Source organism: Paraburkholderia graminis C4D1M, assembly GCF_000172415.1.
GTDB lineage: Bacteria > Pseudomonadota > Gammaproteobacteria > Burkholderiales > Burkholderiaceae > Paraburkholderia > Paraburkholderia graminis.
On sequence record NZ_ABLD01000006.1, the window covers coordinates 218264 to 242662 of the forward strand.

The 24399-nt window shown below is 63.9% G+C and carries 25 protein-coding genes; 19 read left to right on the forward strand and 6 right to left on the reverse strand.

What is annotated here, in order from left to right; translation table 11 throughout:
• Positions 1–16 precede the first annotated feature (16 nt).
• The 3 genes from BGRAMDRAFT_RS13245 to BGRAMDRAFT_RS13255 all read left to right on the forward strand — a co-directional run bounded on the left by BGRAMDRAFT_RS13245 (position 17) and on the right by BGRAMDRAFT_RS13255 (position 2768).
• On the forward strand, positions 17–850 hold the full coding sequence (locus BGRAMDRAFT_RS13245; RefSeq protein WP_006049261.1) for a GntR family transcriptional regulator: 834 nt from the start codon (positions 17–19) through the stop codon (positions 848–850).
• A gap of 80 nt (positions 851–930) precedes the next feature.
• On the forward strand, positions 931–1482 hold the full coding sequence (phnN, locus tag BGRAMDRAFT_RS13250; RefSeq protein WP_006049262.1) for a phosphonate metabolism protein/1,5-bisphosphokinase (PRPP-forming) PhnN: 552 nt from the start codon (positions 931–933) through the stop codon (positions 1480–1482).
• Positions 1483–1577: 95 nt separating this feature from the next.
• Positions 1578–2768 (forward strand): M20 aminoacylase family protein, encoded by a 1191-nt coding sequence (locus tag BGRAMDRAFT_RS13255; protein ID WP_006049263.1) that lies wholly within the window; start codon positions 1578–1580, stop codon positions 2766–2768.
• 87 nt (positions 2769–2855) lie between these two features.
• On the opposite strand, the gene BGRAMDRAFT_RS13260 is transcribed toward BGRAMDRAFT_RS13255, so the two are convergent.
• Entirely contained in the window at positions 2856–3680 is an 825-nt protein-coding gene (locus tag BGRAMDRAFT_RS13260) for an IclR family transcriptional regulator (protein ID WP_006049264.1), read from the reverse strand.
• Positions 3681–3916: 236 nt separating this feature from the next.
• On the opposite strand from BGRAMDRAFT_RS13260, the gene BGRAMDRAFT_RS13265 reads away from it, so the two are divergent.
• The 9 genes from BGRAMDRAFT_RS13265 to BGRAMDRAFT_RS13305 all read left to right on the forward strand — a co-directional run bounded on the left by BGRAMDRAFT_RS13265 (position 3917) and on the right by BGRAMDRAFT_RS13305 (position 13296).
• Positions 3917–4621, forward strand: a complete 705-nt coding sequence (locus tag BGRAMDRAFT_RS13265; protein ID WP_006049265.1) for a FadR/GntR family transcriptional regulator — start codon at positions 3917–3919, stop codon at positions 4619–4621.
• Between the two features lie 74 nt (positions 4622–4695).
• Positions 4696–5586 carry an L-threonate dehydrogenase gene (gene ltnD / locus BGRAMDRAFT_RS13270; RefSeq protein ID WP_006049266.1) on the forward strand — a complete coding sequence of 297 codons (891 nt, stop codon included), beginning with the start codon at positions 4696–4698 and terminating at the stop codon, positions 5584–5586.
• A 15-nt stretch (positions 5587–5601) separates the two neighbouring features.
• Positions 5602–6912, forward strand: coding sequence for a 3-oxo-tetronate kinase (gene otnK, locus BGRAMDRAFT_RS13275; RefSeq protein ID WP_006049267.1), 1311 nt, complete (start codon positions 5602–5604; stop codon positions 6910–6912).
• Positions 6909–7607, forward strand: a complete 699-nt coding sequence (gene otnC / locus BGRAMDRAFT_RS13280; protein WP_006049268.1) for a 3-oxo-tetronate 4-phosphate decarboxylase — start codon at positions 6909–6911, stop codon at positions 7605–7607. The genes otnK and otnC overlap by 4 nt, the downstream gene beginning before the upstream one ends.
• 73 nt (positions 7608–7680) lie before the next feature.
• Positions 7681–9015 (forward strand): MFS transporter, encoded by a 1335-nt coding sequence (locus tag BGRAMDRAFT_RS13285; RefSeq protein ID WP_006049269.1) that lies wholly within the window; start codon positions 7681–7683, stop codon positions 9013–9015.
• 76 nt (positions 9016–9091) lie between these two features.
• On the forward strand, positions 9092–9877 hold the full coding sequence (gene otnI, locus BGRAMDRAFT_RS13290; protein ID WP_006049270.1) for a 2-oxo-tetronate isomerase: 786 nt from the start codon (positions 9092–9094) through the stop codon (positions 9875–9877).
• A gap of 50 nt (positions 9878–9927) precedes the next feature.
• Positions 9928–10908, forward strand: coding sequence for a D-erythronate dehydrogenase (denD, locus tag BGRAMDRAFT_RS13295; RefSeq protein ID WP_006049271.1), 981 nt, complete (start codon positions 9928–9930; stop codon positions 10906–10908).
• Positions 10909–11279: 371 nt separating this feature from the next.
• On the forward strand, positions 11280–12482 hold the full coding sequence (gene pcaF / locus BGRAMDRAFT_RS13300; protein ID WP_006049272.1) for a 3-oxoadipyl-CoA thiolase: 1203 nt from the start codon (positions 11280–11282) through the stop codon (positions 12480–12482).
• 232 nt (positions 12483–12714) lie between these two features.
• Entirely contained in the window at positions 12715–13296 is a 582-nt protein-coding gene (locus BGRAMDRAFT_RS13305; RefSeq protein ID WP_006049273.1) for a hypothetical protein, read from the forward strand.
• A gap of 104 nt (positions 13297–13400) precedes the next feature.
• Here BGRAMDRAFT_RS13305 and BGRAMDRAFT_RS13310 read toward each other — a convergent pair whose 3' ends face one another.
• The 3 genes from BGRAMDRAFT_RS13310 to BGRAMDRAFT_RS13320 all read right to left on the reverse strand — a co-directional run bounded on the left by BGRAMDRAFT_RS13310 (position 13401) and on the right by BGRAMDRAFT_RS13320 (position 16276).
• Positions 13401–13778, reverse strand: a complete 378-nt coding sequence (locus tag BGRAMDRAFT_RS13310) for a DUF2917 domain-containing protein (RefSeq protein ID WP_006049274.1) — start codon at positions 13776–13778, stop codon at positions 13401–13403.
• Between the two features lie 270 nt (positions 13779–14048).
• Entirely contained in the window at positions 14049–15275 is a 1227-nt protein-coding gene (locus tag BGRAMDRAFT_RS13315; protein WP_006049275.1) for a sensor histidine kinase, read from the reverse strand.
• A gap of 104 nt (positions 15276–15379) precedes the next feature.
• Positions 15380–16276 (reverse strand): LysR family transcriptional regulator, encoded by an 897-nt coding sequence (locus BGRAMDRAFT_RS13320; RefSeq protein WP_006049276.1) that lies wholly within the window; start codon positions 16274–16276, stop codon positions 15380–15382.
• 117 nt (positions 16277–16393) lie between these two features.
• Between BGRAMDRAFT_RS13320 and BGRAMDRAFT_RS13325 the strand changes: the two genes are divergently transcribed.
• Positions 16394–17287 (forward strand): aldo/keto reductase family oxidoreductase, encoded by an 894-nt coding sequence (locus BGRAMDRAFT_RS13325; protein WP_006049277.1) that lies wholly within the window; start codon positions 16394–16396, stop codon positions 17285–17287.
• A gap of 18 nt (positions 17288–17305) precedes the next feature.
• Here BGRAMDRAFT_RS13325 and BGRAMDRAFT_RS13330 read toward each other — a convergent pair whose 3' ends face one another.
• Positions 17306–18214 carry a LysR family transcriptional regulator gene (locus BGRAMDRAFT_RS13330; protein ID WP_006049278.1) on the reverse strand — a complete coding sequence of 303 codons (909 nt, stop codon included), beginning with the start codon at positions 18212–18214 and terminating at the stop codon, positions 17306–17308.
• A 76-nt stretch (positions 18215–18290) separates the two neighbouring features.
• Here BGRAMDRAFT_RS13330 and BGRAMDRAFT_RS13335 point away from each other — a divergent pair, with 76 nt between their 5' ends.
• Both BGRAMDRAFT_RS13335 and BGRAMDRAFT_RS13340 read left to right on the forward strand, forming a co-directional pair.
• Positions 18291–19067: an NAD(P)H-dependent oxidoreductase gene (locus BGRAMDRAFT_RS13335; RefSeq protein ID WP_006049279.1), complete on the forward strand. Its 777-nt coding sequence runs from the start codon at positions 18291–18293 to the stop codon at positions 19065–19067.
• Between the two features lie 185 nt (positions 19068–19252).
• Positions 19253–20095: an alpha/beta hydrolase gene (locus BGRAMDRAFT_RS13340; protein ID WP_006049280.1), complete on the forward strand. Its 843-nt coding sequence runs from the start codon at positions 19253–19255 to the stop codon at positions 20093–20095.
• A 62-nt stretch (positions 20096–20157) separates the two neighbouring features.
• On the opposite strand, the gene BGRAMDRAFT_RS13345 is transcribed toward BGRAMDRAFT_RS13340, so the two are convergent.
• The gene (locus BGRAMDRAFT_RS13345) at positions 20158–21450 is read right to left on the reverse strand and encodes an aspartate carbamoyltransferase (protein ID WP_006049281.1); all 1293 of its coding nucleotides are present in this window, start codon (positions 21448–21450) and stop codon (positions 20158–20160) included.
• A 20-nt stretch (positions 21451–21470) separates the two neighbouring features.
• Here BGRAMDRAFT_RS13345 and BGRAMDRAFT_RS13350 point away from each other — a divergent pair, with 20 nt between their 5' ends.
• From BGRAMDRAFT_RS13350 to BGRAMDRAFT_RS13365, 4 genes are all read left to right on the forward strand, one after another.
• The gene (locus tag BGRAMDRAFT_RS13350) at positions 21471–21749 is read left to right on the forward strand and encodes a hypothetical protein (protein WP_044020994.1); all 279 of its coding nucleotides are present in this window, start codon (positions 21471–21473) and stop codon (positions 21747–21749) included.
• A gap of 126 nt (positions 21750–21875) precedes the next feature.
• Positions 21876–22739 carry a 4-hydroxy-tetrahydrodipicolinate synthase gene (gene dapA, locus BGRAMDRAFT_RS13355; protein WP_006049282.1) on the forward strand — a complete coding sequence of 288 codons (864 nt, stop codon included), beginning with the start codon at positions 21876–21878 and terminating at the stop codon, positions 22737–22739.
• A gap of 248 nt (positions 22740–22987) precedes the next feature.
• Entirely contained in the window at positions 22988–23998 is a 1011-nt protein-coding gene (locus BGRAMDRAFT_RS13360; RefSeq protein WP_044021058.1) for a M23 family metallopeptidase, read from the forward strand.
• Complete coding sequence (locus BGRAMDRAFT_RS13365; RefSeq protein ID WP_006049284.1) at positions 23991–24368, forward strand: hypothetical protein; 378 nt, start codon at positions 23991–23993, stop codon at positions 24366–24368. The genes BGRAMDRAFT_RS13360 and BGRAMDRAFT_RS13365 overlap by 8 nt, the downstream gene beginning before the upstream one ends.
• Positions 24369–24399 lie beyond the last annotated feature (31 nt).

Genomic DNA, 24399 nt, shown 5'->3' on the forward strand with positions numbered 1-24399 from the left:
TCCGTAGTTTGCAAAAATGCCCACCAGGAATTTCTCCGCCAGCAAGCCTTCGATTTCCGCCGATGCAACGCTCGCCGCGCCGCGCGCCCGGCGTCGCGCGAGCGCGCAGCAAGGCGAGCATGTCGCGCTGCCCGACCTGACCGCGAACGTGTCGTTCGATTCGCACGAACCCATCGGCAAGCAGATTTTCCGGGCGTTGCGGCAGGCCATTTTTATCGGACAGATGGCGCCGGGCACACCGCTTTCGGAGAAGGACGTCTCCGACATGTTTCAGGTGTCGCGGCAGCCCGTGCGCGAGGCGTTCATCAAACTGGTCGAGGCGGGCGTATTGCAGGTCTTGCCGCAACGCGGCACTTTCGTGAAGCGCATTTCGCCGCGTCAGGTGCGCGAAGGGCGCTTCATTCGCGAGGCGATTGAAGCAGCCGTCGTGCGCAAGGCGGCTGTGTCGATTACCGACGAGCAATTGCAGGCGCTTGCCGACAACATCCGTGACCAGAAGCTGGCGGCGAAATCGAACGACACGGCCGCGTTTCTCGCACTCGACGAGGCGTTTCACTACGCGATCGCTCAAGCAATAGATTGCACGGCCGCGTGGGAAACCATCCAGGACATCAAGGCGCAGATGGACCGCGTGCGTTACTTGAGTCTGCCCGACGTGTCGCCACTCGATCTGCTAATCAAACAGCACGCGAAAATCCTGGCCGGCTTGCGCGCCCACGATCCGGCCGCCGCCGAAGCCGCGATGCGCAGTCATCTGCGCGAAATTCTCGTGTCGCTCGGTCCCATCGCCGCGCGCAATCCCGCGTGGTTCGAAGCGGACGAACCCGAGCGCGTGCCGCTGTCCACGTAAATACGTCGCGCTGGACAGGTCCCGAAACGCGCCGTCTTATGGCAAAGTGTGCCGTTTAAAAGCCATGAGGTGAGGGGCCAATGACAGGTCGCCTGGTCTATGTGATGGGGCCGTCCGGCGCGGGTAAAGACGCGTTGCTGGGCTTTGCGCGCAAGCATCTCGCGGGCGAGCCGATTCTTTTCGCGCATCGTTACATTACGCGGCCAAGCGGCAATGGCGAGGAACATGTGGCGCTCAGTGTCGAGGAGTTCGCCGCGCGTTCGTTGCTCGGTCTCTTCGCGCTCGAGTGGTCGAGTCATTCGCTGCACTATGGAATCGGCATCGAACTCGATGCGTGGCTCGCGCGTGGTTGCACGGTGGTCGTCAACGGTTCGCGTCAGTATCTGAATCATGCGCTCGCGCGCTATCCGCGGACAGAAGTCGTGCATGTGGACGCGGCGCCGCATATTCTCGAAGCGCGTCTCGGCGCACGCGCGCGCGAATCCGCGGAACAGGTGGCCGCGCGGCTCGCACGTCACGCGCCTTTCAGCTTGCCCGACGGCGTGCGCTGCGAGTCGATCGACAACTCAGGCGAACTCGAAGACGCGGGTCATGCATTGATCGCCTTCCTCAAGGGCCATGCCCGGCTATAGTGCTGGACATCGAGCCGCGTGAGCGTGCGTCACGCTTACGGCCGCCTTTGCATCTGCCTTCATTCAGCTTCATCCATCACGGAGTCCCTTGAAAAATGAGCGAAACCGCGCGTTTGACAGAACTAGCCGATCTGATTCCCGCCACCGAAAGCCTGCGCGACATTCGCCATCACATTCATCGCCATCCCGAACTGGCTTACGAAGAATTGCAGACCGCCGCGCTCGTCGCCGGCAAACTCGAAGAATGGGGCTGGCAGGTGACGCGCGGTGTCGGTGAAACCGGCGTGGTCGGTACGTTGAAAATGGGCGAGGGCACACGCAGCATCGGCATTCGCGCGGACATGGACGCGTTGCCGATCGTCGAGGAAACCGGCTTGCCTTATGCAAGCGGCACGCACGGCAAGATGCACGCGTGCGGCCACGACGGTCACACGACGATGCTGCTCGGCGCGGCCCAACGGCTCGCGGCCACGCGCAATTTTTCGGGCACGGTGCACCTGTACTTTCAGCCGGCCGAAGAAAGCGGCATCGACAGCGGCGCGAAGAAAATGATCGAAGACGGCCTGTTCGAGCGCTTTCCGTGCGACGCCGTGTTCGGTGTGCACAATCATCCGGGCGCGGAGCCGGGCGTGCTGCTGTTTCGCAAGGGGCCGTTCATGTCGGCGGGCGACAAGGCGATCATCACGATTGAAGGCGTGGGCGGTCATGCGGCGCGTCCGCATCTGACGGTCGATCCGGTCGTGATCGCCGCGAGCATCGTAATGGCGTTGCAGACGATCGTCGCGCGCAACGTCGATCCGTCGCAACCGGCGGTCGTGACGGTCGGCTCGATGCATGCGGGCACGGCGAACAACGTGATCGCAAGCACGGCGAAGCTGGAACTGAGCGTGCGTTCGTTCAGCGCCGAAGTGCGCGCGCTGCTGAAAAAACGCATTACCGAACTCGCCGAAACGCAGGCCGCGAGTTATGGCGGCAAGGCCATCGTCGAATATATCGAAGGCTATCCGGTCGTGATTAATTCGGATCACGAAACAGATTTCGCCATCGAAGTCGCGCGCGAACTGGTGGGCGACGACAAGGTCGTCGCACAGACCGACATGCTCATGGGCAGCGAGGACTTCGCGTTCATGCTGCAACAGCGGCCAGGCACGTTCTTGCGTATCGGCAACGGAGTCGGCGAGGACGGCTGCATGGTGCACAACCCGCATTACGACTTCAACGACCGCAATCTGCCGGTGGGCGCCGCGTTCTGGACGCGTCTCGTGGAACGGTATCTGAGCCGCTAGACGCCTGGACGCGGGCAGCGGCGCTTATGCTTCAACGTTATTCACGCAGAAGCGCAAGCACAAGCACAAGCGCCAGCGCCAGCGCCATCACCCGCGCCGCGCCACCATCTCCGACACGCTTTGCGCCGCGTGTTGCAGCGGCTCGAGAAACGCCTTCACCATCTGCTTCGCGGAATTGCGCTGCGCATTGCCGCTGATGTTCATCGCGGCGATCACGCGTCCCTGGCGATTGCGGATCGGCGCGGACAGCGAAATCAGACCGCCTTCGAGTTCCTGATCGACGATGGCCCAGCCCTGGCGGCGCACCTGCGCGATCAGCTTCTTTAGTTCTTCCTTGTCCGTCACCGTGCGCGGCGTGTGCGCGTAAAGCGGCGACGAATTCAGCGTTGCGTCGAGCGTTTCGTCGTCGAGCGCGGACAGCAGCACGCGGCCCATCGACGTGCAATACGCCGGCAAGCGGCTGCCGATCGACAGATTGATCGTCATGATCTTGTGCGTCGGCACGCGCAGCACATACACGATCTCGGTACGGTCGAGCACGGCCGCCGAGCAGCTCTCGTGAACCTGCGCGGACAATTCCTCCATCACCGGCTCGGCGAGATTCCAGAACGGCATCGACGTCAGATACGCGAAGCCGAGGTCGAGAATTTTCGGCGTGAGACGGAACAGGCGCCCTTCGGCTTCGACATAACCGAGCGTCTGCAAGGTCAGCAGAATGCGGCGCGCGCCGGCGCGCGTGAGGCCGGTCGCGGCGGCGACGTCGGTGAGCGTCTGTTCGGGGCGCTTCGCGTCGAACGCGCGAATCACCGCGAGGCCGCGCGCGAACGACTGCACGTAGGAGTCGCCCGGTTTGTCCGGGGCCGGTTCGGCGCTGGCGGAAACGTCGGAGGACGGCGGCAAGGCTTTGCTCATGGACCTGGGAGAATGCGTTCGAAGGGCTCGGGCACCGCTCGCGTCGAGTGAATCGACCTCGGTCGACCGTGATCGACGCTTGATCAACATGCGGATGCGCAAAGGCGTGACGATAGCTTAAGCCTTCTGTTTCGCCAACTTAAGCACCCTGCGCTTGAGAAACCCAGGGTATCCGAGGATGCCGTCCGCATCGAAAATTTGTATGATGACCCGATAACATGACAACGAGGCAGTGCATGTTCGACAAGATTCCAGCGCGCGCATTGAGCGACACGGTCGCGCAGCAGCTTCTCAAGCAGATCGACAAGGGCACGTTCACGCGCGGCGGCAAGCTGCCGACCGAGGCCGTGCTCGCGCAACAGTTCGGCGTGAGCCGCACGGTGATTCGCGAAGCGATCTCGCGGCTGAAGAATGAAGGCGTGGTCGAGCCGCGTCAGGGCAGCGGCGTGTTCGTCGCGGCGCATGGGACGGTGCGGCCGCTGCGCATCGACTACGCGGAAGCGGTCGAGCCCGGCTCCGTCGTGCAGATTCTCGCGCTGCGGCGGGCGATCGAAGCCGAAGTCGCGTCCGAGGCCGCGATGCGCCGCACCGACGCCGACATGATGGCCATTGATGCCGCGCTCGCGAAGATCGACGAGGCCGTCGCCGAGGGCGAAGACGGCGTGACCGAAGACGTCGCGTTTCATCGCGCGATCGCGGCGGCCACCGGCAATCCGTATTTCCTCAAAACGCTCACGTTCCTGAACCAGTATCTCGAGGCCGGCACGGTCGTCACGCGTCGCAATGAAGCGTTGCGCGAGGACTTTTCGCGTCAGGTGCGCGAAGAGCACGCGGCCATTGCCGCCGCGATTCGCGCGGGCGATCCGATGGCCGCGCGCAATGCGGCGCGAACGCATATGTACAACGCCGCGCGGCGGCTCGCGGAAGCGGGCATTTGCTGATGCAAAGCCCCGTGCCCGGCGCATTCCCGCGCCGATTCGCGTGAGTACTTAACAGACTTCAGAGAGGTTCGAGCATGTCCAGAAATGTCGGTGTCATCGGTCTTGGCGCAATGGGCCTGGGCGTCGCGCGCTCGTTGCTGCGCGCGGGCTTTCGCGTTCACGCGTGCGATCTGCGCAGTGAAGTGCTGCAGGGCTTCGTGAACGAAGGCGGCGTGGGTTGCGCATCGCCCGCCGAACTCGGCGCGCAATGCGAGGTGGTCGTCACGCTGGTCGTCAACGCTGCGCAAACCGAAGCCGTGTTGTTCGGCGCACAAGGCGCGGTTTCGGCGATGAAGCCGGGCGGCGTCGTGATCGCAAGCGCGACGGTCGCGCCCGACTTCGCGATCGAACTCGGCAAGCGCGTCGAAGCAGCCGGCTTGCAGATGCTCGATGCACCGGTCTCGGGCGGCGCGGCGCGCGCGGCATCCGGCGAGATGACGATGATGACGTCCGGTCCCGCTGCGGCTTACGCGGCCTGCGAGGACGTGCTGGCGAAGATGGCCGGCAAGGTCTATCGCCTCGGCTCGGCGCATGGCGCGGGATCGAAGGTGAAGATCATCAACCAGTTGCTCGCGGGCGTGCATATCGCGGTGGCGGCGGAGGCGATGGCGCTCGGCTTGCGCGAAGGCGTCGATCCCGACGCGCTGTACGACGTCATCACGCACAGCGCGGGCAATTCGTGGATGTTCGAAAATCGCGTGCCGCACATACTCAATGGCGATTACACGCCGCTGTCGGCCGTCGATATTTTCGTCAAGGATCTCGGCCTCGTGCTCGATACCGCGCGCCGCTCGAAATTCCCGTTGCCGCTTTCGGCGGCGGCGCATCAGATGTTCATGATGGCGTCCACGGCCGGCCACGGCGGCGAGGACGATTCCGCGGTCATCAAGATTTTCCCCGGCATCGACGTGCCGGCGGCCAAGTAAGCGGGAGCGCCTGCCATGACGGCTACGACACAACGCGCGCTGCTCGGCTGCATCGCCGACGATTTCACGGGCGCGACCGACCTCGCGAATATGCTGGTGCGCGGCGGCATGCGCACCGTGCAGACCATCGGCATTCCTCAGGATGGCGAAACGATCGCGGCGGATGCAATCGTCGTCGCGCTGAAGTCGCGCACCATTCCTGCCGCCGATGCGGTCGCGCAATCGCTCGCCGCGCTCGACTGGTTGCGCGCGCAAGGGTGCCGCCAGTTCGTTTTCAAATATTGCTCGACGTTCGATTCGACCGATGCGGGCAACATCGGCCCGGTGACCGATGCGTTGCTCGACGCGCTTTGCGCCGACGACAAGGCAAGCGCTTTCACGATTGCATGCCCGGCGTTTCCCGAGAACGGCCGCACGATTTTTCGCGGGCATCTGTTCGTCGGCGATGCATTGCTCAGCGAGTCCGGCATGGAGAACCATCCGCTCACGCCGATGCGCGACGCGAACCTCGTGCGCGTGCTGCAACGTCAGACGCAATCGCAAGTCGGGCTCGTGCGCTACGACGCGGTGGCAAAAGGCGCCGCGGCAGTGCGCGAATCGTTCGACGCGTTGCGTAAGCAGGGCGCACGCATGGCAATCGCCGATGCGGTCTCCGACGCCGATCTGTACGTGCTCGGCGAAGCCTGCGCCGATCTCAAGCTGATCACGGGCGGCTCGGGCATCGCGCTCGGTTTGCCGGCCAACTTTCGCCGCGCGGGCTTGCTTCAGCCGCAAGACGATGCCGCGCAGTTGCCGGCCGTCGAAGGTTTGTCGGCGGTGCTCGCGGGCAGCGCGTCGAAAGCGACCAACGCGCAGGTCGCGGCGTGGCGCGACACGCGTCCCGCGTTTCGCATCGATCCGCTCGCGGCCGCGCGTGGCGAGGCCGTCGTCGAACAGGCGCTCGCATTCGCGCAAACGTACCTCGACAAAGGCGAGCCGATGCTGATCTATGCAACCGCCACGCCCGACGAAGTCAAAGCGGTGCAACGCGAACTCGGCGTCGATAAGGCGGGGCATCTGGTCGAAGCCACGTTGGCGTCGATTGCGCGCGGCCTTTATGAGCGCGGCGTGCGCAAGTTCGTCGTGGCCGGCGGCGAGACATCGGGCGCAGTGGTGCAGGCGCTCGACGTGCACAGTTTACGCATCGGCGCGCAGATCGATCCGGGCGTGCCGGCGACTGCGACGACCGGTTCTCAACCGCTCGCGCTCGCGCTGAAGTCCGGCAATTTCGGCGCAACGGATTTCTTCGAAAAAGCGCTGCGCCATCTGAACGGAGCCGCTCGATGACTAGTGAACTGACTAGCGCAACGACCGGCGCAACGACCGGCGCACCCGCCATCCATGCAACCAACGAAGCGCGCGTGCGCGAAGAAATCTGCATAACGGGCGCGAGTCTTTATCAGCGCGGCTATACCGTGGGCAGCGCCGGCAACATCAGCGCGCGTCTCGACGACGGCTGGCTCATCACGCCGACGGATGCGTGCCTCGGCCGCCTCGATCCCGCCGACATCGCCAAAGTCGATCTCGACGGCAACGCGGTGTCGGGCGGCAAGCCGTCGAAAACGCTCGCGCTGCATCGCGGCATCTATGCGCGCAACAGCGAGGCGCGCGGCATCGTGCATACGCATTCGACGCATCTCGTCGCGCTCACGCTTGCGGGCGTGTGGAACGAGAGCGACGTACTGCCGCCGATCACGCCGTACTACGTGATGAAAGTGGGCCACGTCCCGCTGATTCGTTACAGCCGGCCAGGCGACCCGCAAGTCGCCGCGCAAATCGCCGCGCTGGCCGGCAGCGTTCGCGCGGTGTTGCTCGAGCGGCTCGGTCCGGTGGTGTGGGAACGCTCGGTCGCGCAGGCGTCGTATGCACTCGAAGAACTCGAGGAAACCGCACGTTTGTGGCTCATGACGAATTCGCGGCCCGCGCCGCTTTCCGAAGCCGCGCTCGAAGAACTGCGCAGCGTGTTCGGCGCGCGCTGGTAGCCGGTTGCAACGGACCATCCAAAGCTAGATCGCCCAAGGCGACGCATCACACATCCATCCAAGGAGACATTGCATGAGTTCGTATCAGGCCGTATCGGGCCAGCCGATTGCGGCGGCCCTGGGACAACCCGGCGCCGCGGAAATCGAGCGTACCTACAAGAAAGTGTTCTGGCGCATCGTGCCGTTCCTGATGCTGTGCTACGTGGTCGCTTATCTCGACCGTGTGAACGTGGGCTTTGCCAAGCTGCAAATGTCGCAGGATCTCGCGTTTAGCGAAACCGTGTTCGGTCTCGGCGCGGGCGTGTTTTTCATCGGCTATTTTCTGTTCGAGCTGCCGAGCAATATTCTGATGCACAAGCTCGGCGCGCGTATCTGGATTGCGCGAATCATGATTACCTGGGGCGTGATGTCGGCGCTGTTCGTGTTCGTCAAGACGCCCGCGCAGTTCTATATCTTGCGGTTTCTGCTCGGTCTCGCCGAAGCCGGTTTCTATCCTGGCGTGATCCTTTATCTGACGTACTGGTTCCCGTCGCATCGGCGCGCGAAGATCATTGCGGTGTTCATGTCGGCGATTCCGGTGTCGGGCATTTTCGGCAATCCGCTGTCCGGCTGGATCATGCAGTCGTTTCATAACAGCTCGGGTCTCGCGGGCTGGCAGTGGATGTTCCTGATCGAAGCGGTTCCCGCGGTCGCAATCGGCATCGCGACGATCCTGTATCTCGACAACGGCATCGCGAGCGCGAAGTGGCTGAGCGAACCCGAAAAGCGCTTGCTCAGCGATGAAATCGCCGCATCGCAGCCGAAGGAAAAAGCCAGTGCGCATTCGCTGCGCGCCGTGTTCCGCGATCCGCGCACGTGGTGGATGTCGCTGATCTATTTCGCGTTCGTCACCGGCCAATATGGTTTGACGTTCTGGATGCCGACGCTCATCAAATCGACAGGCGTTAGCGGTGCGTTCAATATCGGCTTGCTGAGCGCGATTCCGTTTCTCTGCGCGATCGTCGTGATGAATCTGATGGGCCATAGCGCCGACAAGCGCCGCGAACGCCGCTGGCATCTGATCGTGCCGGCGCTGTTCGGCGCGGTGGGCTTCACGGTGGCGGCTTCGTTCGCGAGCAACACGGTTGTGTCGATTGCATTTCTATCGCTCGCCGCAGCCGGCGTGCTGACCTGCGCGCCGCTTTTCTGGTCGCTGCCGACGGCGTTCATGTCGGGCGCGACCGCGGCGGCAGGCATCGCGATCATCAATTCGATCGGGAATCTCGCGGGCTTCGCGAGCCCTTATATGATCGGGTATCTGAAGGACCTGACGCACAGTACGCAGTCCGGCATGTATGTGCTGGCCGGCATGCTGGTGATCGGCGCGATTGCCACGTGGCTCACGCCCGCGAAACTGGTCAACCGTTAATCGTCTTGCGCGCGGCTTACGCATTGCCTGGTGTTGTTTGCCGCGCGCCGAACATCGCTTCAAAGGAGTTGCCGCCATGCCTCGCTTCGCCGCGAATCTGTCGATGATGTACAACGAGCACGCTTTCCTGGACCGCTTCGCCGCCGCGGCGAAAGACGGCTTTAAAGCGGTCGAGTTTCTGTTCCCCTACGATTTCCGCGCGGAAGAAATCAAGGCGCGTCTCGATGCGAACGGCCTCACGCAAGCGCTCTTCAATGCGCCGCCGGGCGACTGGGCAAGCGGCGAGCGCGGCATCGCGACGCTGCCGGGACGTGAAGACGAGTTTCGCCGCAGCATCGACACCGCGCTCGACTACGCGCGGGTGATTGGCAATCGCAAGCTGCATGTGATGGCCGGCCTGATCGCCGCCGATCAGCCGCGCGAGCGGCATCGCGAGGTGTATCTGCAAAACCTTGCGCATGCCGCGAAGGCCGCGCAAGCGGAGGGCATCACGATCGTGATCGAGCCGATCAATACACGCGACATGCCGGGCTTTTTTCTCAACCGGCAGGACGAAGCGCAAGCCATTTGCGCGGAAGTCGGCGCGCCGAATCTGAAGGTGCAGTTCGACTGTTATCACTGCCAGATCGTCGAAGGCGATCTCGCGATGAAACTAAGGCGCGATTTCGCGGGCATCGGCCACATTCAGGTCGCGGGCGTGCCCGAGCGGCACGAGCCGGACACGGGCGAGATCAACTATCCATATCTGTTCGAGGTGATCGACGCGCTCGGTTACGACGGCTATATCGGCTGCGAATACCGGCCGCGCGCCGCGACGTCCGCGGGACTCGGCTGGTTAAAGCCTTATCTGAACGCGGCGTAAAGGCGGCCTGAGCGCGGCCCCATAACCCAACACGAGGACTCAAGCGAATCATGAAAGTACTCATTACCGGCGGCGCAGGATTTCTCGGTCAGCGCCTCGCGCGTGAACTGCTCGCGCGCGGTTCGTTGAAAGACGCGCAGGGCGCGCCGCAAGCACTCACGGAACTCGTGCTGCTCGACGTCGTGCAGGCCAACGATTTCGGCGACAGCCGCGTGCGCACCGAAGTCGGCGATATCGCCGAGCGCAGCGTGCTCGAGCGCGCGATCGACGGCCAGACAGCGGCGATTTTTCATCTTGCCGCGATCGTCAGCGGGCAGGCCGAAGCGGATTTCGATCTCGGCATGCGCATCAATCTGGATGCGTCGCGTCTGCTGCTGGATGTTTGCCGGCAACGCGGACACCGGCCGCGCGTGCTGTTTACGAGTTCGGTCGCGGTGTACGGCGGCGAGTTGCCCGAGGTCGTGAAGAACGATACGGCGCTCAATCCGCAGTCGTCGTACGGCGCGCAGAAAGCGATCGCCGAGTTGCTGCTCAACGATTACTCGCGGCGCGGTTTCGTCGACGGACGCGTTCTGCGCCTGCCGACCATCAGCGTGCGGCCGGGCAAGCCGAACGCAGCGGCGTCGTCGTTCGCGAGCGGCATTATCCGCGAGCCGCTGAACGGCGAAGAGGCTGTGTGTCCGGTCAACGGCTCGACGCGCCTGTGGCTGCTGTCGCCGCGCAAAGCGATTGAATGCCTGATCGCCGGCCTGGAGCTCGATGCCGCCGCGCTCGCCAACCAGCGTGTGCTGAATCTGCCCGGCATTTCGGTCAGCGTCGACGAGATGGTCGCGGCGTTGCGCGAAGTGGCCGGCGACGAAGTCGTGAAACGGATCGTGTGGCAAGCGGATCCGCGCGTGGAAAAGATTGTCGGCAGTTGGCCCGGACGATGGGATACGTCGCGCGCCGAGCAGCTCGGCTTGCGCGGCGATCAAAGTTTCGCCGATGTGATCCGCGGCTATATTGCCGACGAAGGCATCTCGCTGCGGTAATGTCCCTTTAGCGTCCCTTTAAACGTCCCTCCAGCCTCGCGCCGCGGCCTTGCAAACACGGGCCGCGGTGCGAGCGCCTCAATCGTCAGACACTTTGCCGTGCGCGTTCCGGCTTCTCACGTATTCCCTGGTGCAAGCCGGCGTTCGCTTGACAGCGTTTCCGCCGCGCGCCTATCATCGAATCTTGTTGTTCGATATATGACCGTCTGTTCGCATAAAGAACAAAACGGCCGGCGACTCGAACGCATCGTTCCCTATCCTGCGCTAAGCTGAATTCCCGCGAGTACCGCCCGGCAGCCCGTCCGGCCGATGCCCGACTCATCCGTGCGCTTCTGCCGGCGCCGCGCGCAGTACATCACTGGAGACATCACATGTCCGAAGCATTCCTGTGCGACGCGATTCGCACACCCATCGGCCGCTATGCGGGTTCGCTGTCGTCGGTTCGCGCCGACGATCTGGGCGCGGTGCCGCTCAAGGCGCTGATGGAGCGCAACCCGAACGTCGACTGGAGCGCCATTGACGACGTGATCTACGGCTGTGCCAATCAGGCCGGCGAAGACAACCGCAACGTCGCGCGCATGTCGCTGCTGCTCGCGGGCTTGCCGCAAGCGGTGCCCGGCTCGACCGTGAACCGCCTGTGCGGTTCGGGCATGGACGCGGTCGGCATCGCGGCGCGCGCGATCAAATCGGGCGAGGCCGCGTTGATGGTGGCAGGCGGCGTCGAAAGCATGAGCCGTGCGCCGTTCGTGATGGGCAAGGCGACCAGCGCGTTTTCGCGCCAGGCCGACATCTACGATACGACCATCGGCTGGCGTTTCGTCAATCCGTTGATGAAGCAGATGTACGGCGTCGACTCGATGCCCGAGACCGGCGAGAACGTCGCGACCGACTACAACATCAGCCGCGCCGATCAGGATGCGTTCGCGCTGCGCAGTCAGCAAAAAGCCGCGCGCGCGCAGAAGGACGGCACGCTCGCGCAGGAAATCGTCGGTGTGACGATCGCGCAGAAGAAGGGCGATCCGATCACCGTGTCGCAAGACGAGCATCCGCGCGAAACGAGCCTTGAGACGCTCGCGAAACTGAAGGGCGTCGTGCGCCCTGACGGCACCGTGACCGCGGGCAACGCGTCGGGCGTCAACGACGGCGCTGCGGCCCTGCTGCTCGCCAACGAAGAGACCGCGAAGCGCTTCGGCCTCACGCCGCGCGCGCGCGTGCTCGGCATCGCGACGGCCGGCGTCGCGCCGCGTGTGATGGGCATCGGCCCGGCGCCCGCCACGCAAAAACTGCTGGCGCGTTTGAACATGACCATCGATCAGTTCGACGTGATCGAGCTGAACGAAGCGTTCGCGTCGCAAGGCATTGCGGTGCTGCGCACGCTCGGCGTGTCCGACGACGACGCACGCGTGAACCCGAACGGCGGCGCGATCGCGTTGGGTCATCCGCTCGGCATGAGCGGCGCGCGGCTCGTTACGACGGCGATGTACCAGTTGCAACGCACGCAAGGACGCTTCGCGTTGTGCACGATGTGCATCGGCGTCGGACAGGGAATTGCAATCGCCATCGAACGCGTGTGATGTTCTGAACGCGTCTGCGTTAGATAACGCTCCGCGCACAACAGCCTCTTCGCCCAACAGCGAAGAGGCTGTTTTTTTGCATGGATGCCTGCGGCCCTTCGCGCGATTGAAGCTTTCTGTAAGGCATGTACAATCTTTGCGCTGCACCTTTAATCAAGCGTCCTGAATATATGCGTATGGAGCGATGCGAAATGCGCATTGAATAAAGGGCGATTCATCGAGGAGAGCGTAAATGAAGTCAGCGACGATTGCAGCGGCATTGGCAGCAGCGGTGCTCGCGGCGGCTCAACCGGCATGGGCGCAAGACGCGATGGCGAGCGCCGCGCAAGACATTGTGAGCGCGGTACAGCCGGTGCATCTGAAGGCCACGATCGTGGGCATCGATCCCGGCAGCCGCGCGCTGACGCTGAAGGGCGCAGGCGGTAACGTGGTGGTCGTGCTCGTGGGTCAGCAAGTTGCCGGCTTCGAGAAGCTCAGAGTCGGCGATCGTGTCGATGCGCTCTACAAGAACGCGCTGCTCGTGAAGGCGGATCGTGTCGACGGCAAAGGCAAGGGCATTCGCGAACGTGTCGATACGCAGATTTATGCGCCGGCTTCGGGGGGCTTCGAATCGGCGCGCCAGGTTGAAGTGCTTGCCACCGTGCAGAAGATCGACCGCAAACGGCGCCTCGTCACGCTGCGCGGCGCCTATCAGACGCAGACGCTAGAAGCCGGTCCGCAAGTCGATCTGACCGGTGTGAAAGTGGGCGATACGATCCATGCGGTGTTCGTCTCCGCTGCGGCCGTCGAGGTCACGCCGCAAGATACGCAGTAAGACACAATTCGGTAAAGCATGAGTATTTGCGCGGCGCGATGGCCTGCAAGAGACCATCGCGCCGTTGCACTTTTCGCGAGCGTGTTTCGCACGCGGGAAGCATGTCAACGCGGTGTCGGCGGTCCAAGGCCCAGGCGGGCGAGCCGGCTTAGACAACGCCTGAACAAGCCCTGTGCGGGCAACAGATAAGTCAGCGAGACATGCGCCGTACGCTCGCCGTCGATGCTGAGCCATATGCGTTCGCCGCGCTGCAGGCTGAACGTTTGACCCGGCACCAGCCAGTGATCGTAAGGCGAACTAACGCGCGTCAGCCAAAGACGCGCACCGTTCACCGCGAGCGTGCTGTCGGCTTCGACGCGCCATGTCAGCGTCGCGCCAGGCGCGACCGGAAAATGCACCACCACCTTCGGCAGACGCTCGTCCTGCTGATACGCCAGAACACGTGCGTCGTCGTCCATGCACTGCGGGCTTGCCTGATCCATCTTGCTCTCCGTTATAGAGCCGGCTGACGGAGGCGCCCACAAAACAAAAGGCCCCTTCCGTTACCGGCGGGGCCTTGGGGGCTTGTTTTACAGATTCAGACTGCTAACGCGCACATGCTCCCAAAGGCCAGCCGATGACGGCTCGCTTCGGGTGATTAATCGCGACGGCGATGGAGGTGTGCGTGAACATGAATTGAGTGTGCCGTTTTGCCGCACGCTCTGTCAACGGAATTCGGCCGCTATTTTCCGTAGCCGCGGTGGCGGGTGCTGTTAGTTCTGCAACCGCTCCTCCTCGAGCGTCAACGGAAAGCGGATCGTGAACGTCGTGCCCACGCCCTCGCGCGACACGAACTCGATGTGTCCGCCCAGCACGCGGCACAGTTCCTTCACGATGGCGAGTCCGAGCCCGGTGCCGGGAATGTCGTCGTCCGCCGCGCGCTCGAATTCATGGAAGACGCGATCCGCATCGGCGGGCGCGATGCCCACGCCGGTATCGGACACGCGAATCGACCAATGCTCCGGACCGGCCATCGCAAAGTGCAACTCGACCTGTCCTGATTGCGTGTACTTGATTGCGTTGGTAAGCAGATTCACGGCGATCTGCTTAAGCTTCAAACGGTTCGACGTCACAGCGGGCAGCGCCGGATCGAATGCCGAGCGCAGCGTCAGCCCCTTTGCCTCGATGGACGGCCGCGACGACGCAACCAGTTCCTCGAAGAGTTCATGCAGATCGACCTGTTCGGGCGTCAACGGCGCGCCGTCGCCGAGTATCACCGAGTACTCGACCATCTGCTCGACGAGCGCCTTCATGTCTTCCGCCTGGCGGTTGGCCAGAGTCAGCGCGGTGTCGGCTTTCGCGGGCGCGCGGGCGATGAGTTGCAGCGCCATCGAAAACGCGTTCAGGAAGTTGCGCAGATCGTGAACCACGCTGCGCGTGATGTGCATGCGCGACTCGTACAGTTCGCCGACGAGCCGTTGCTTCAGCGTCAGTTCGTGATTGGCGCGTTCGAGCCGCCCGGTGTATTCGTCGATCTTGCGGTCGCGTTCGCTGACCACTTCCCTGATCGACGTGAGCGTGACCACGCTCAGCGTTTCGGCGATCATGCGGCGCGCGCGCCGCTCATGCCGGCGCGTGAATGTGCCGTCGCGCGACGCGTAGTCTTCGAGTGCATCGGCGAGAACCTGGTGGAAAAGGTCGAGTTCCCGCACGAGTTCTTCGATGCGATAGCCCTGGCGCCAGCGCACCAGGCCGTGCTTTCGGGCATCGCGTTCGATGGCCGGTTCGACGCTTTCCAGGTCTTCGATATCGAGCGCCGCGCACAAGCCTTCGAGAATTTCCGGCAGATGGTCGGCGAGTTGCTGATACGTGAGCTTGTCGGCTTCCACGAGGTCGGCGTCGCCGAAAACCGCGTTCATCCATTGCTCTGTTAGTCGGAGCCGCTCGGCGCGAATGAAACCGGCGAAGTTGCGCAGCGGGCTAACGCGTTTGTCGTTCATGATGGCGCGGTCGATCAGGTTTTGGGAAGTGCGTCGCTGCAATGGCGGCAGCCCATTATCACCGCAAATCGGCGGCGTGGCGTCGAAATTGCGGGCCGGTCACGTCATGCGTTGCGGTCCCTCAGGAAATCGACGAATGCGCGCAGCGGCGCCGGCACATGACGGTGGCCGGGATAATACAGAAAAGGTCCGGAAAAGCGCTGCCACCACGGTTCGAGAATCGGCTCGAGCGCGCCGCTGTCGAGATGCGGCCGAAGCATGGGTTCGAACAGATGGATCACGCCGACGCCCGCGACGGCCGAGTTGATCAGCAGGTCCATTGCTGCTCCCGGCCGCACGAGCAGGGGCCCGGACGGATTCAGTTGCACCACTTCGCCGTCGCGCTCGAAGTACCAGGTTGGCATCGCTCCGCCGGCAAACTGGCCGCGCAGGCAAGCGTGCGAAAGCAGCTCGCGCGGATGTTGCGGGCGTCCGCGAAGCGCGAGGTAGTCCGGCGCGGCAGCCGTCGCAAAGCGCTGCACGCGTGGACCGATGGGCACGGCGATCATGTCCTGCTCGAGCCGTTCGTCGTAACGGATGCCGGCATCGCAGCCGATCGAGAGCACGTCGACAAAGCCGTCCTCGACCAGCACTTCGACGCGTATGTCCGGATACGCTTTCAGAAACGGCGCGATGATATCGGGCAGCACGATGCGCGCGGCGCTCGCGGGCACGTTCAGTTTGAGCGTGCCGCTCGGCTGCTCGCGGAAGCCGTTGAGCACGTCGAGCGCCGCTTCCATTTCGCTGAAAAGCGGCGTCAGTTTTTCCAGCAGACGCACGCCTGCTTCGGTCGGCGCGACGCTGCGCGTCGTACGGTTCAGCAGACGCAAGCCGAGCTTTGTTTCGAGCCGGCGCACGGCGACGCTCAGGCTCGAAGCGGAAACGCCGCTGCTGCGCGCCGCGTCGCGAAAGCCGCCCGCACGTGCGACCGAGATGAACGCGGTCAGGTCGTTTAATTCCATGGCGATGGTTCGTCTTTGATTGTTCGTTTTTTTGCACGACCCGTGCACGTTAGCCCGCCTTATTAAACGGTGCAATCCCGGCCATACTGCGCTTCAACTACCAGCAAGGAGAGCCTGATGCCGAACCTCGAAATCACCGACACCTTCCCGTTCGCCGGCCGCCAGATCCGGCGCATGGGCTATGGCGCAATGCAACTCGCGGGACCAGGCGTGTTCGGCCCGCCGAAGGATCGCGACGCCGCGCTTGCCGTGCTGCGCGAAGCGGTGGCGCAAGGCGTGAATCACATCGACACCAGCGACTTTTATGGCCCGCATATCACCAACCAGCTCATTCGCGAGGCGCTGCATCCGTATCCCGCCGATCTCGTGATCGTCACGAAGCTGGGCGCGGTGCGCGGCAGCGACGGCGCGTGGCTGGCGGCGCAGGAGCCGCAGGATCTGGAGCGCGGCGTGCATGACAATCTGCGCAACCTCGGGCTCGACGCGCTCGAAGTGGTCAACATGCGGCTGATGGGCGACGTGCACGCGCCGAGCGAAGGGTCGATCGAAAAGCAGATCACCGCGCTCGCCGAGCTTCAGCAGCGCGGCCTGATTCGCCACATCGGCCTGAGCAACGCGACGCCGGCGCAAGTGGCCGAGGCGCAGCGCATCGCGAAGATTGTCTGCGTGCAGAACCACTACAACCTCGTGCACCGCACCGACGACGCGCTGATCGATCAACTCGCGGATAAAGGCATCGCGTATGTGCCGTTTTTCCCGCTGGGCGGCTTTACGCCGATCCAGTCGTCGGCTTTGACGGAGATCGCGCAAACCATCGGTGCGACGCCGATGCAAGTGGCGCTCGCCTGGCTGCTGCAGCGCGCGCCCAACATTCTGTTAATCCCGGGCACGTCGTCTGTCGCGCATCTACGTGAGAACCTGGCGGCGGCCAGCCTTACACTGAGCGGCGAGATTCTCGCGAAGCTGGATGCGATCGGCCGCGGCGATGGTCAGGTTGACGGCCAGAGCTAGTCAGCGCATGACGCTTCATCAAACCGAACCGGCGATATGCGCGCGCAACCACTGATGGGCCGGATCGCGATGCGAGCGCTCATGCCACAGCATCGCCATTTCATAGCCGGGGACTTCGACGGGCGACTCGACCACGCGTAACGCAGCGTTATCGCGGACGAGCCGCGCGGGCACCATCGCCACGAGGTCGCTGTTCGCGAGCGCGGAGATCATGAACAGAAAGTGCGGAACGGAAAGCACGACTCTGCGCGTGAGACCGGCGCGGGCCAGAACCTGGTCCGTGACCCCGGCAAAGCCGCCGCCGTCCGGCGACACGATCACGTGCTCGAGCTTCGAAAACTGCGCCAACGTGGGCCGCCGTTTGAGACGCGGATGATCCGCGCGTCCGGCAAGCACATAACGCTCGGCAAACAGCACGCGCCGCCGCAAGCCGGCGGGCGCGTCTTCGCTGGTATGAAAGCCGAGGTCGATCTCGCCTTGTTCCGCCTGCTTCGCAATACGCGGCGGCACGGCTTCGACGACTGCCAGCCGCGTGCCGGGCGCTGCGGTGCGCAGCCCTTGCAACGCCGGGAGAACGATGGTCGACTCGGCGTAGTCCGTCGCGGCAATGCGCCAGGTTTGCGTCGCCTGCGCTGGGTCGAAAGGACGCGCGGGCGCGACCGCTTGCTCCAATGCTTCGAGCGCCTGCCGCAACGGCTCGCGCAGCGCCTCGGCGCGCGCGGTGGCGCGCATGCCTCGCGGCCCCGGCAGCAGCAGCGGATCGCCGAGCACGTCGCGCAGTTTCGCGAGATGCACGCTTACTGACGGCTGCGAGAAATTCAGCCGCTCCGCCGCGCGCGTCACGTTGAGTTCCGCGAGCAGTACGTCGAGTGTGACGAGCAGATTCAAATCGAGCTTGCGCAGATTATTCACGGCTATACCTGTCATATCAGCAATTCATTTCCAATATACCGCGCCGGCCACTATCGTGGGTGCATTCCCACATGAATCAAGGCAACGCAAAATGAACGTTCTGATTGTTTATGCTCATCCTGAACCGCGGTCGTTGAATGGATCGCTGAAGGACTTCTCCGTCAAGCGCCTGCAGGAAGCGGGGCACGCGGTTCAGGTCTCCGATCTGTATGCGATGAACTGGAAGGCGTCGCTCGATGCAGCCGATAGCCTCGCGCCTGCAACGGGCGAACGCTTCGATCCGTCGCGCGCGTCGAAGCATGCATTCGAGAATGGACTGCAAAGCCCGGACATCGCCGCGGAACAGGCGAAGCTGAAATGGGCCGATGCGGTCATTTTTCAATTCCCGCTGTGGTGGTTCTCGATGCCCGCGATCATGAAGGGCTGGGTGGAGCGCGTCTACGCCTATGGTTTCGCGTACGGCGTGGGCGAGCATTCCGATGCGCGCTGGGGCGACCGCTACGGCGAAGGCATGTTAGCCGGCAAGCGCGCGATGCTCGTCGTCACCACGGGCGGCTGGGAATCGCACTACAGTCCGCGCGGCATCAATGGTCCCATCGACGATGTGTTGTTCCCGATCCAGCACGGCATTCTCTATTACCCCGGCTTCGACGTGCTGCCGCCGTTCGTCGTGTATCGCACGAGCCGCATCGACGAAGAAAAATATCTTGAAGTACGCGATGCGCTCGGCAAGCGCCTGGACAATCTCTGGAATACCGCGCCGATACCGTTCCGTCCGCAGAACGGCGGCGATTATCTGATTCCCGAGTTGACGCTGAAGGACGACATCGCGCCGGGCCGCGAGGGCCTGAGCGTGCATGTCAAATAGCGGGATCGCGCGCGCATGTTGCCGATGCATGCGTCGCGCATGGAGTGAGGCGAATCGTAGGGTTCGTTGAAATTTGGCTGTAAGTCGCCGTTGCTAGAGTCGTCGCTGGAATTTGCCGCCCCGCATGCAGAGCCGCTGCTGCATCGACTGTGTTGTCCGCACATGTAGAAGGGAGAGCGACGAATATGAGTACAGCACGTCTTGTCTGGCTGATCGCGATGCTGCTTGCCGCCGCTCCCGCATGGGCGTTCCAGTCCCGTGTCGTGACGATTCCGAGCGCGGCCATGCACAAGTCTCTCGAAGCGACAGTCGTGTTGCCCGACCGCTATGCGCGCAGCAACGCGGCCGACCGCTTCCCGGTCGTCTATCTGTTGCACGGCTCGGGCGGCGACTACACCGACTGGACCGCCAATTCGCCTATCGGCAAACTCGCCGACCGCTACGGCGTGATCCTCGTGATGCCGGACGGCGGACGCGAAAGCTGGTACATCGACAGTCCCGTCGATGCGGGTAGCCGCTACGCCACGTATGTCGGCACCGAAGTCGTCGCCTACATCGACATGCATTTCCGCACGATTGCAACCAAAGACGCGCGCGCGATCACCGGCTTGAGCATGGGTGGATTCGGCGCGCTGCATATCGCGCTCGACCGGCCGGACGAATTCGGCGCGGCCGGCAGCATGAGCGGCGCAGTCGATCCGCGCGGTTGCGAGGACGAGCCGGGCATCGATCAGGTGTTCGGCGATCCGGCGCGGCACGCGGACTTCTGGAACAGCGAGGCGATTGTCGAACACGCGCGCAGCTTCGCGAGCGCGCACATGGCGCTGATGATCGACTGCGGCACGAACGATTCGCTCGTGCACTCGAACCGGATGCTGCATGCGCGGCTCGTCGAGCTTGGCGTGCCGCATCGGTATGCCGAGCGGCCCGGTGGCCATACGTGGAAGTACTGGGCGAATGCAGTGCAGTACCAGGTGCAGTTTTTTGCGGCCGGTTTCAGACGCAACGGCAACAGTGCGATAGCTTGATGCACTCTGGTTACCACTGCCGGGATTTATTTCGGTAACCGAACTAAATTACCGAGGCAGCTTCAGTCGATGCCATGAAACACGGCGTCGTCCGGGCCGAGATACGCGGGCGGGCGCCAGGCCGCGTCGCGCATCGAATGCTGAACCAGTTTTTCGACGCCGAGCAGCACCGCGAATATCGCCATCCGCACCGGGATGCCGTTATCGGTCTGCCGGAAAATCGCAAGCCGCGAATCGTGATTCAGGTCCACGCTCAGGTCGTTCGCGCCCGGCCGGCTGTCGCGCGGCAGCGGGTGCATGATCAGCGTATCGGTGCCGCACACGCTGTCCACCAGCGCCTGATTGATCTGGAAGTCGGGCGTGTAGCCTTCGAACGATTCGTCGGTAAAACGCTCTTTCTGAATGCGCGTCGCGTACACCACGTCGGCGCCGCGCAGCCCGCTCGGCAGATCGTGAGTCTGTTCGATCACATGCCCGTTGCGCGAAATCTGCTCGATGATATAGCCCGGCATTTCCAGCATGGGCGGCGATATCAGCGTGAACTTGATGCCGCGATAGAGCGCCAGCAGCTTGACGAGCGAGTGCACGGTGCGCCCATATTTGAGGTCGCCGACAAGCGCGATATGCGCGCCGTCGACAATCTTGCCGAGCCGCGAGAATTCGCGCTGAATGGTGTAGAGGTCGAGCAGCGCCTGGCTCGGATGTTCGCCGGGGCCGTCGCCGCCGTTGATCACCGGCACGTTGGTCGCGCGCGCGAATTCCGCCACCGAGCCTTGCTCGGGATGGCGGATCACCAGCGCGTCGACGTAGCCGCTCATCACGCGGCTCGTGTCGTAGATCGACTCGCCCTTGGCCATCGACGAAAACGTGAAGCCGGTCGTGTCGCAGACGGAACCGCCGAGCCGGCAGAAGGCCGCGCCGAAGCTCACGCGGGTTCGCGTGCTGGCCTCGAAGAACAGATTGCCGAGCACCGCGCCTTCCAGCACGCGCGAGATTTTTCGGCGCCGCGCGATGGGCTGCATGATGTCGGCGACGCGAAACAGCGCTTCCACCGAGTCGCGCGAGAACTGATCGACCGACAGCAACTGCGGCTTGCCTTCCCACAGCATCTGGCTCGCGAGCGATTGCGAATCTACGCTTTGCGTATACTTTTCACCCGGCTCGCCATGCAGGACGATCTCGGACACGAATCGCTCGACAATCTCCGGCATCGCACGCGATTCCTGCGAGTCGTCCGGCAGAAGCCACGTATCCAGCGCTCTTCGCGACACGCCGATGCGGCCCGCGAAGGTCTCGCGCGTCATGTTCAGACGCCGCATGGCGTCGCGGAGGAAGGCTTGTTGCGGGACGCTCATGAAGGCACCTGTCTGTCGGAGTGGCTGCGCCGGATATACGCGATGCGTATATTAATTTGCCCGCGATAGAAGTCAAGCAATTTCAAGATGCGCTTTGCCAAGCTGCGCGCGGCGCGGTTACACTGCGCTTCATGCTCTCCGGCCAACTTCTCCGACTCTGCCCGTCGACCGCGCTTCGTTCTGCATTCGCAGACGCGGCGGCCGCACGCCGCGCGCGCCGCTCGCTCTCGAACGCGCCGCGCGTCGAGCAATGCAGCCCGGAGTTCAGCGCCAAAGCCAAAAAACAGCCGCTCATCTGACCGGAGCACGCTGTTCCGTCAGATGCGACGGAACAGCGGATCACGCGCTTCGGCGGTCCTTCCTGTCTTTCTCCTTCGCACGCTGCCGGAATCGATACGGTCGCTCATCGACGCAAGAGGAAAGACATGTCTATTTTTTCGGGTATCTGGATTCCGCTGATCACGCCTTTCGCCGACGGCGCGGTCGATCACGCCGCGTTGCGTGCGCTCGTGCGCCGCTATGCCGACGCGGATGTCGCGGGGATTGTGGCGCTCGGCACGACGGGCGAGCCGGCCGCGCTCGACGCCGCGGAAAAGGACGCGGTGCTGGCGACCATTCTGGAAGCGGCTCAGGATGCGCCGTTGCCCGTGGTCGTCGGCGTATCGGGCAACAACACCGCGAGCATGCGCGAGCGCATTCAAGAGCTAAATTCGCTGCCGATCGCCGGCGTGCTGATGGCCGCGCCGTATTACGTGAGGCCGTCGCAGGCGGGCATCGTCAGTCATTTCATGGCGCTTGCCGATGCCAGCGACAAGCCGGTCGTGCTGTACGACATTCCCCAGCGCACCGGCGTGCGGCTTGAACTCGACACGTTGCTGACGCTCGCCGGGCATCCGCGGATCAAGGCGGTGAAGGATTGCGCCGGTTCGCTCGACACCACGCTCGCGCTGATTCGCGACGGCCGCTTGCAGGTGCTCGCGGGCGAAGACCTGCAGATGTTCAACACGCTATGCATGGGCGGCAGCGGCGCGATTGCGGCGTCGGCGCATGTGCGCACGGAACGCTTCGTCGCGCTGTATCGCGCGCTCGCGGCAGGCGCGCTCGACGAAGCGCGGCGCATTTTTCACACGCTCGTGCCGTTGATTCACGCGTTGTTCGCCGAACCGAATCCTGCGCCGGTGAAGGCATCGCTCGCGCTGCAAGGGCTGATCCGCGACGAACTTCGTCTGCCGATGACGCGCGCGAGCGGAATTCTGGCGCAACGTCTCGCCGCGTTGGAGCGCGCGTGAGCGGAGCGGCAAACTGCGCGGCAAACCACGCGGCGAACTGCGCAGCGAGATGCGCCCCTAATATTTGAGATGCTATTTTCGGCGATGAGGCGATAATCGGCGCCCTCTATCGATTATCGCCGCCGGCATCCGTCCGGCGGATGCCGCATGCAGTCAGTCGAGTTCGTCCGATCCGTGTTTGTCCTGAATGTGCCGCTCACGCGCCGTGCGCGGCGAGCTGCATGCCGCTCGCGCCGGGGGGCGTGCTGATGGCGTTCGTGTTTCGCGCGCGCGACCGGCTCTCCAGCGGTTCCGTGGGACTGATCACGCGCCGTTCGGCGACGGCGCTCGCGCTCGGCGCCGCGCTTGCCGCTGCCGTGCTCGCACTCGCGGCCGGCATTGCGATCGGCAAGTACTGGTCCGCGCGCGGCGTCTCCGGTATGCAAAGCGCGAACCGCATCGAGCGCGATTACGCAATTGACCAGCTCGGCAAGCTCAACGCGTCGGTCGCGCAAATCGAGCCGCGCATTGCGCGCCTCACCGCGCAGGTCGGTGCGTTGCGCGACTTCGAAACCCGTCTGAATACGCCGCGCCCAGCGCCGCTCGCGCCCGTTGCCTCGCCGGCCGCTTCGCCTGGCACTTCTCCCACCGCTTCTCCCACGCTGCCCGCGTCGAGCGGCGATTCATCGGCCACCGACAGCGAAGGCGAGGGCGGCCCTTCGTTGCCGCCACGACGCTGCGTCGACGCGCCGCGATACCTCGGCGCGCGCCTCGACGCCGAGCGCACCGGCGAGCAACTCAATTGCATCGCCGCGACGCTCGGCGCGCTCGAGCAGCAGACGGCGGCACACGCGGTCGCGTACGCCGCGTTCCCCGGCCGCATGCCCGCCGACGGCGCGCGTTTCGGTTCGCCGTTCGGCAACCGCACCGATCCCTTCACACATCGGCTGAGTTTTCATCCGGGCCTCGATCTGGTCGCGAAAACAGGCACGCCGATTCTCGCCGCCGCGGGTGGCCGGGTGGTCTTCGCAGGCGAGAAGTCGGGTTATGGCAATGCGGTCGAGATCGATCACGGCAACGGATTGATGACCCGTTACGGCCACGCGTCGCGGATCGTCGTGCATGTCGGCGACCTCGTGCTGCCGCGCCAATACATTGCCGATGTCGGCTCGACCGGACGCTCGACCGGCCCGCATCTGCATTTCGAAGTGCTGGTCAACGGCGCGCCCGTCGATCCCGCGGCTTATCTCGCGCTTTTCGCGCCTCCTTCTCATGGCTGACCGCTTTCTTTCCCGCGACGCAAGCCGTGTGGCGCATGGCGCTTATGCACTCGCACCCGTGCGCCCGCTGCGCGTTCGCATCGTCGTGTGGACGCTTGTCTGCGCGCTGAGCGCGCTGGCCGGCGCGGCCGCGGTGATCGCCGCCGACGCGTGGCGCGCCGGTCTGCCGCTCAGGCAATGCCTGCCGGTTCCCGTCGATAAAAGCGCCGAGGAGACCGAACTGGCTCGTGCGCGCCTCGCGTTGGCGCAGGAGTCAGCCGCGCGCGCGTCGGTGCAGAAAACAGCGGACAGCGCCGCTGCGGAAGTCGCGCGGCTCAACGACCAGTTGCAGTTCCTGCGCGGGCAGAGCAGGGCAGCGCCGCGACGCTAGGCGCGCCGCCGCGCGTGATTCGCGTCATCCA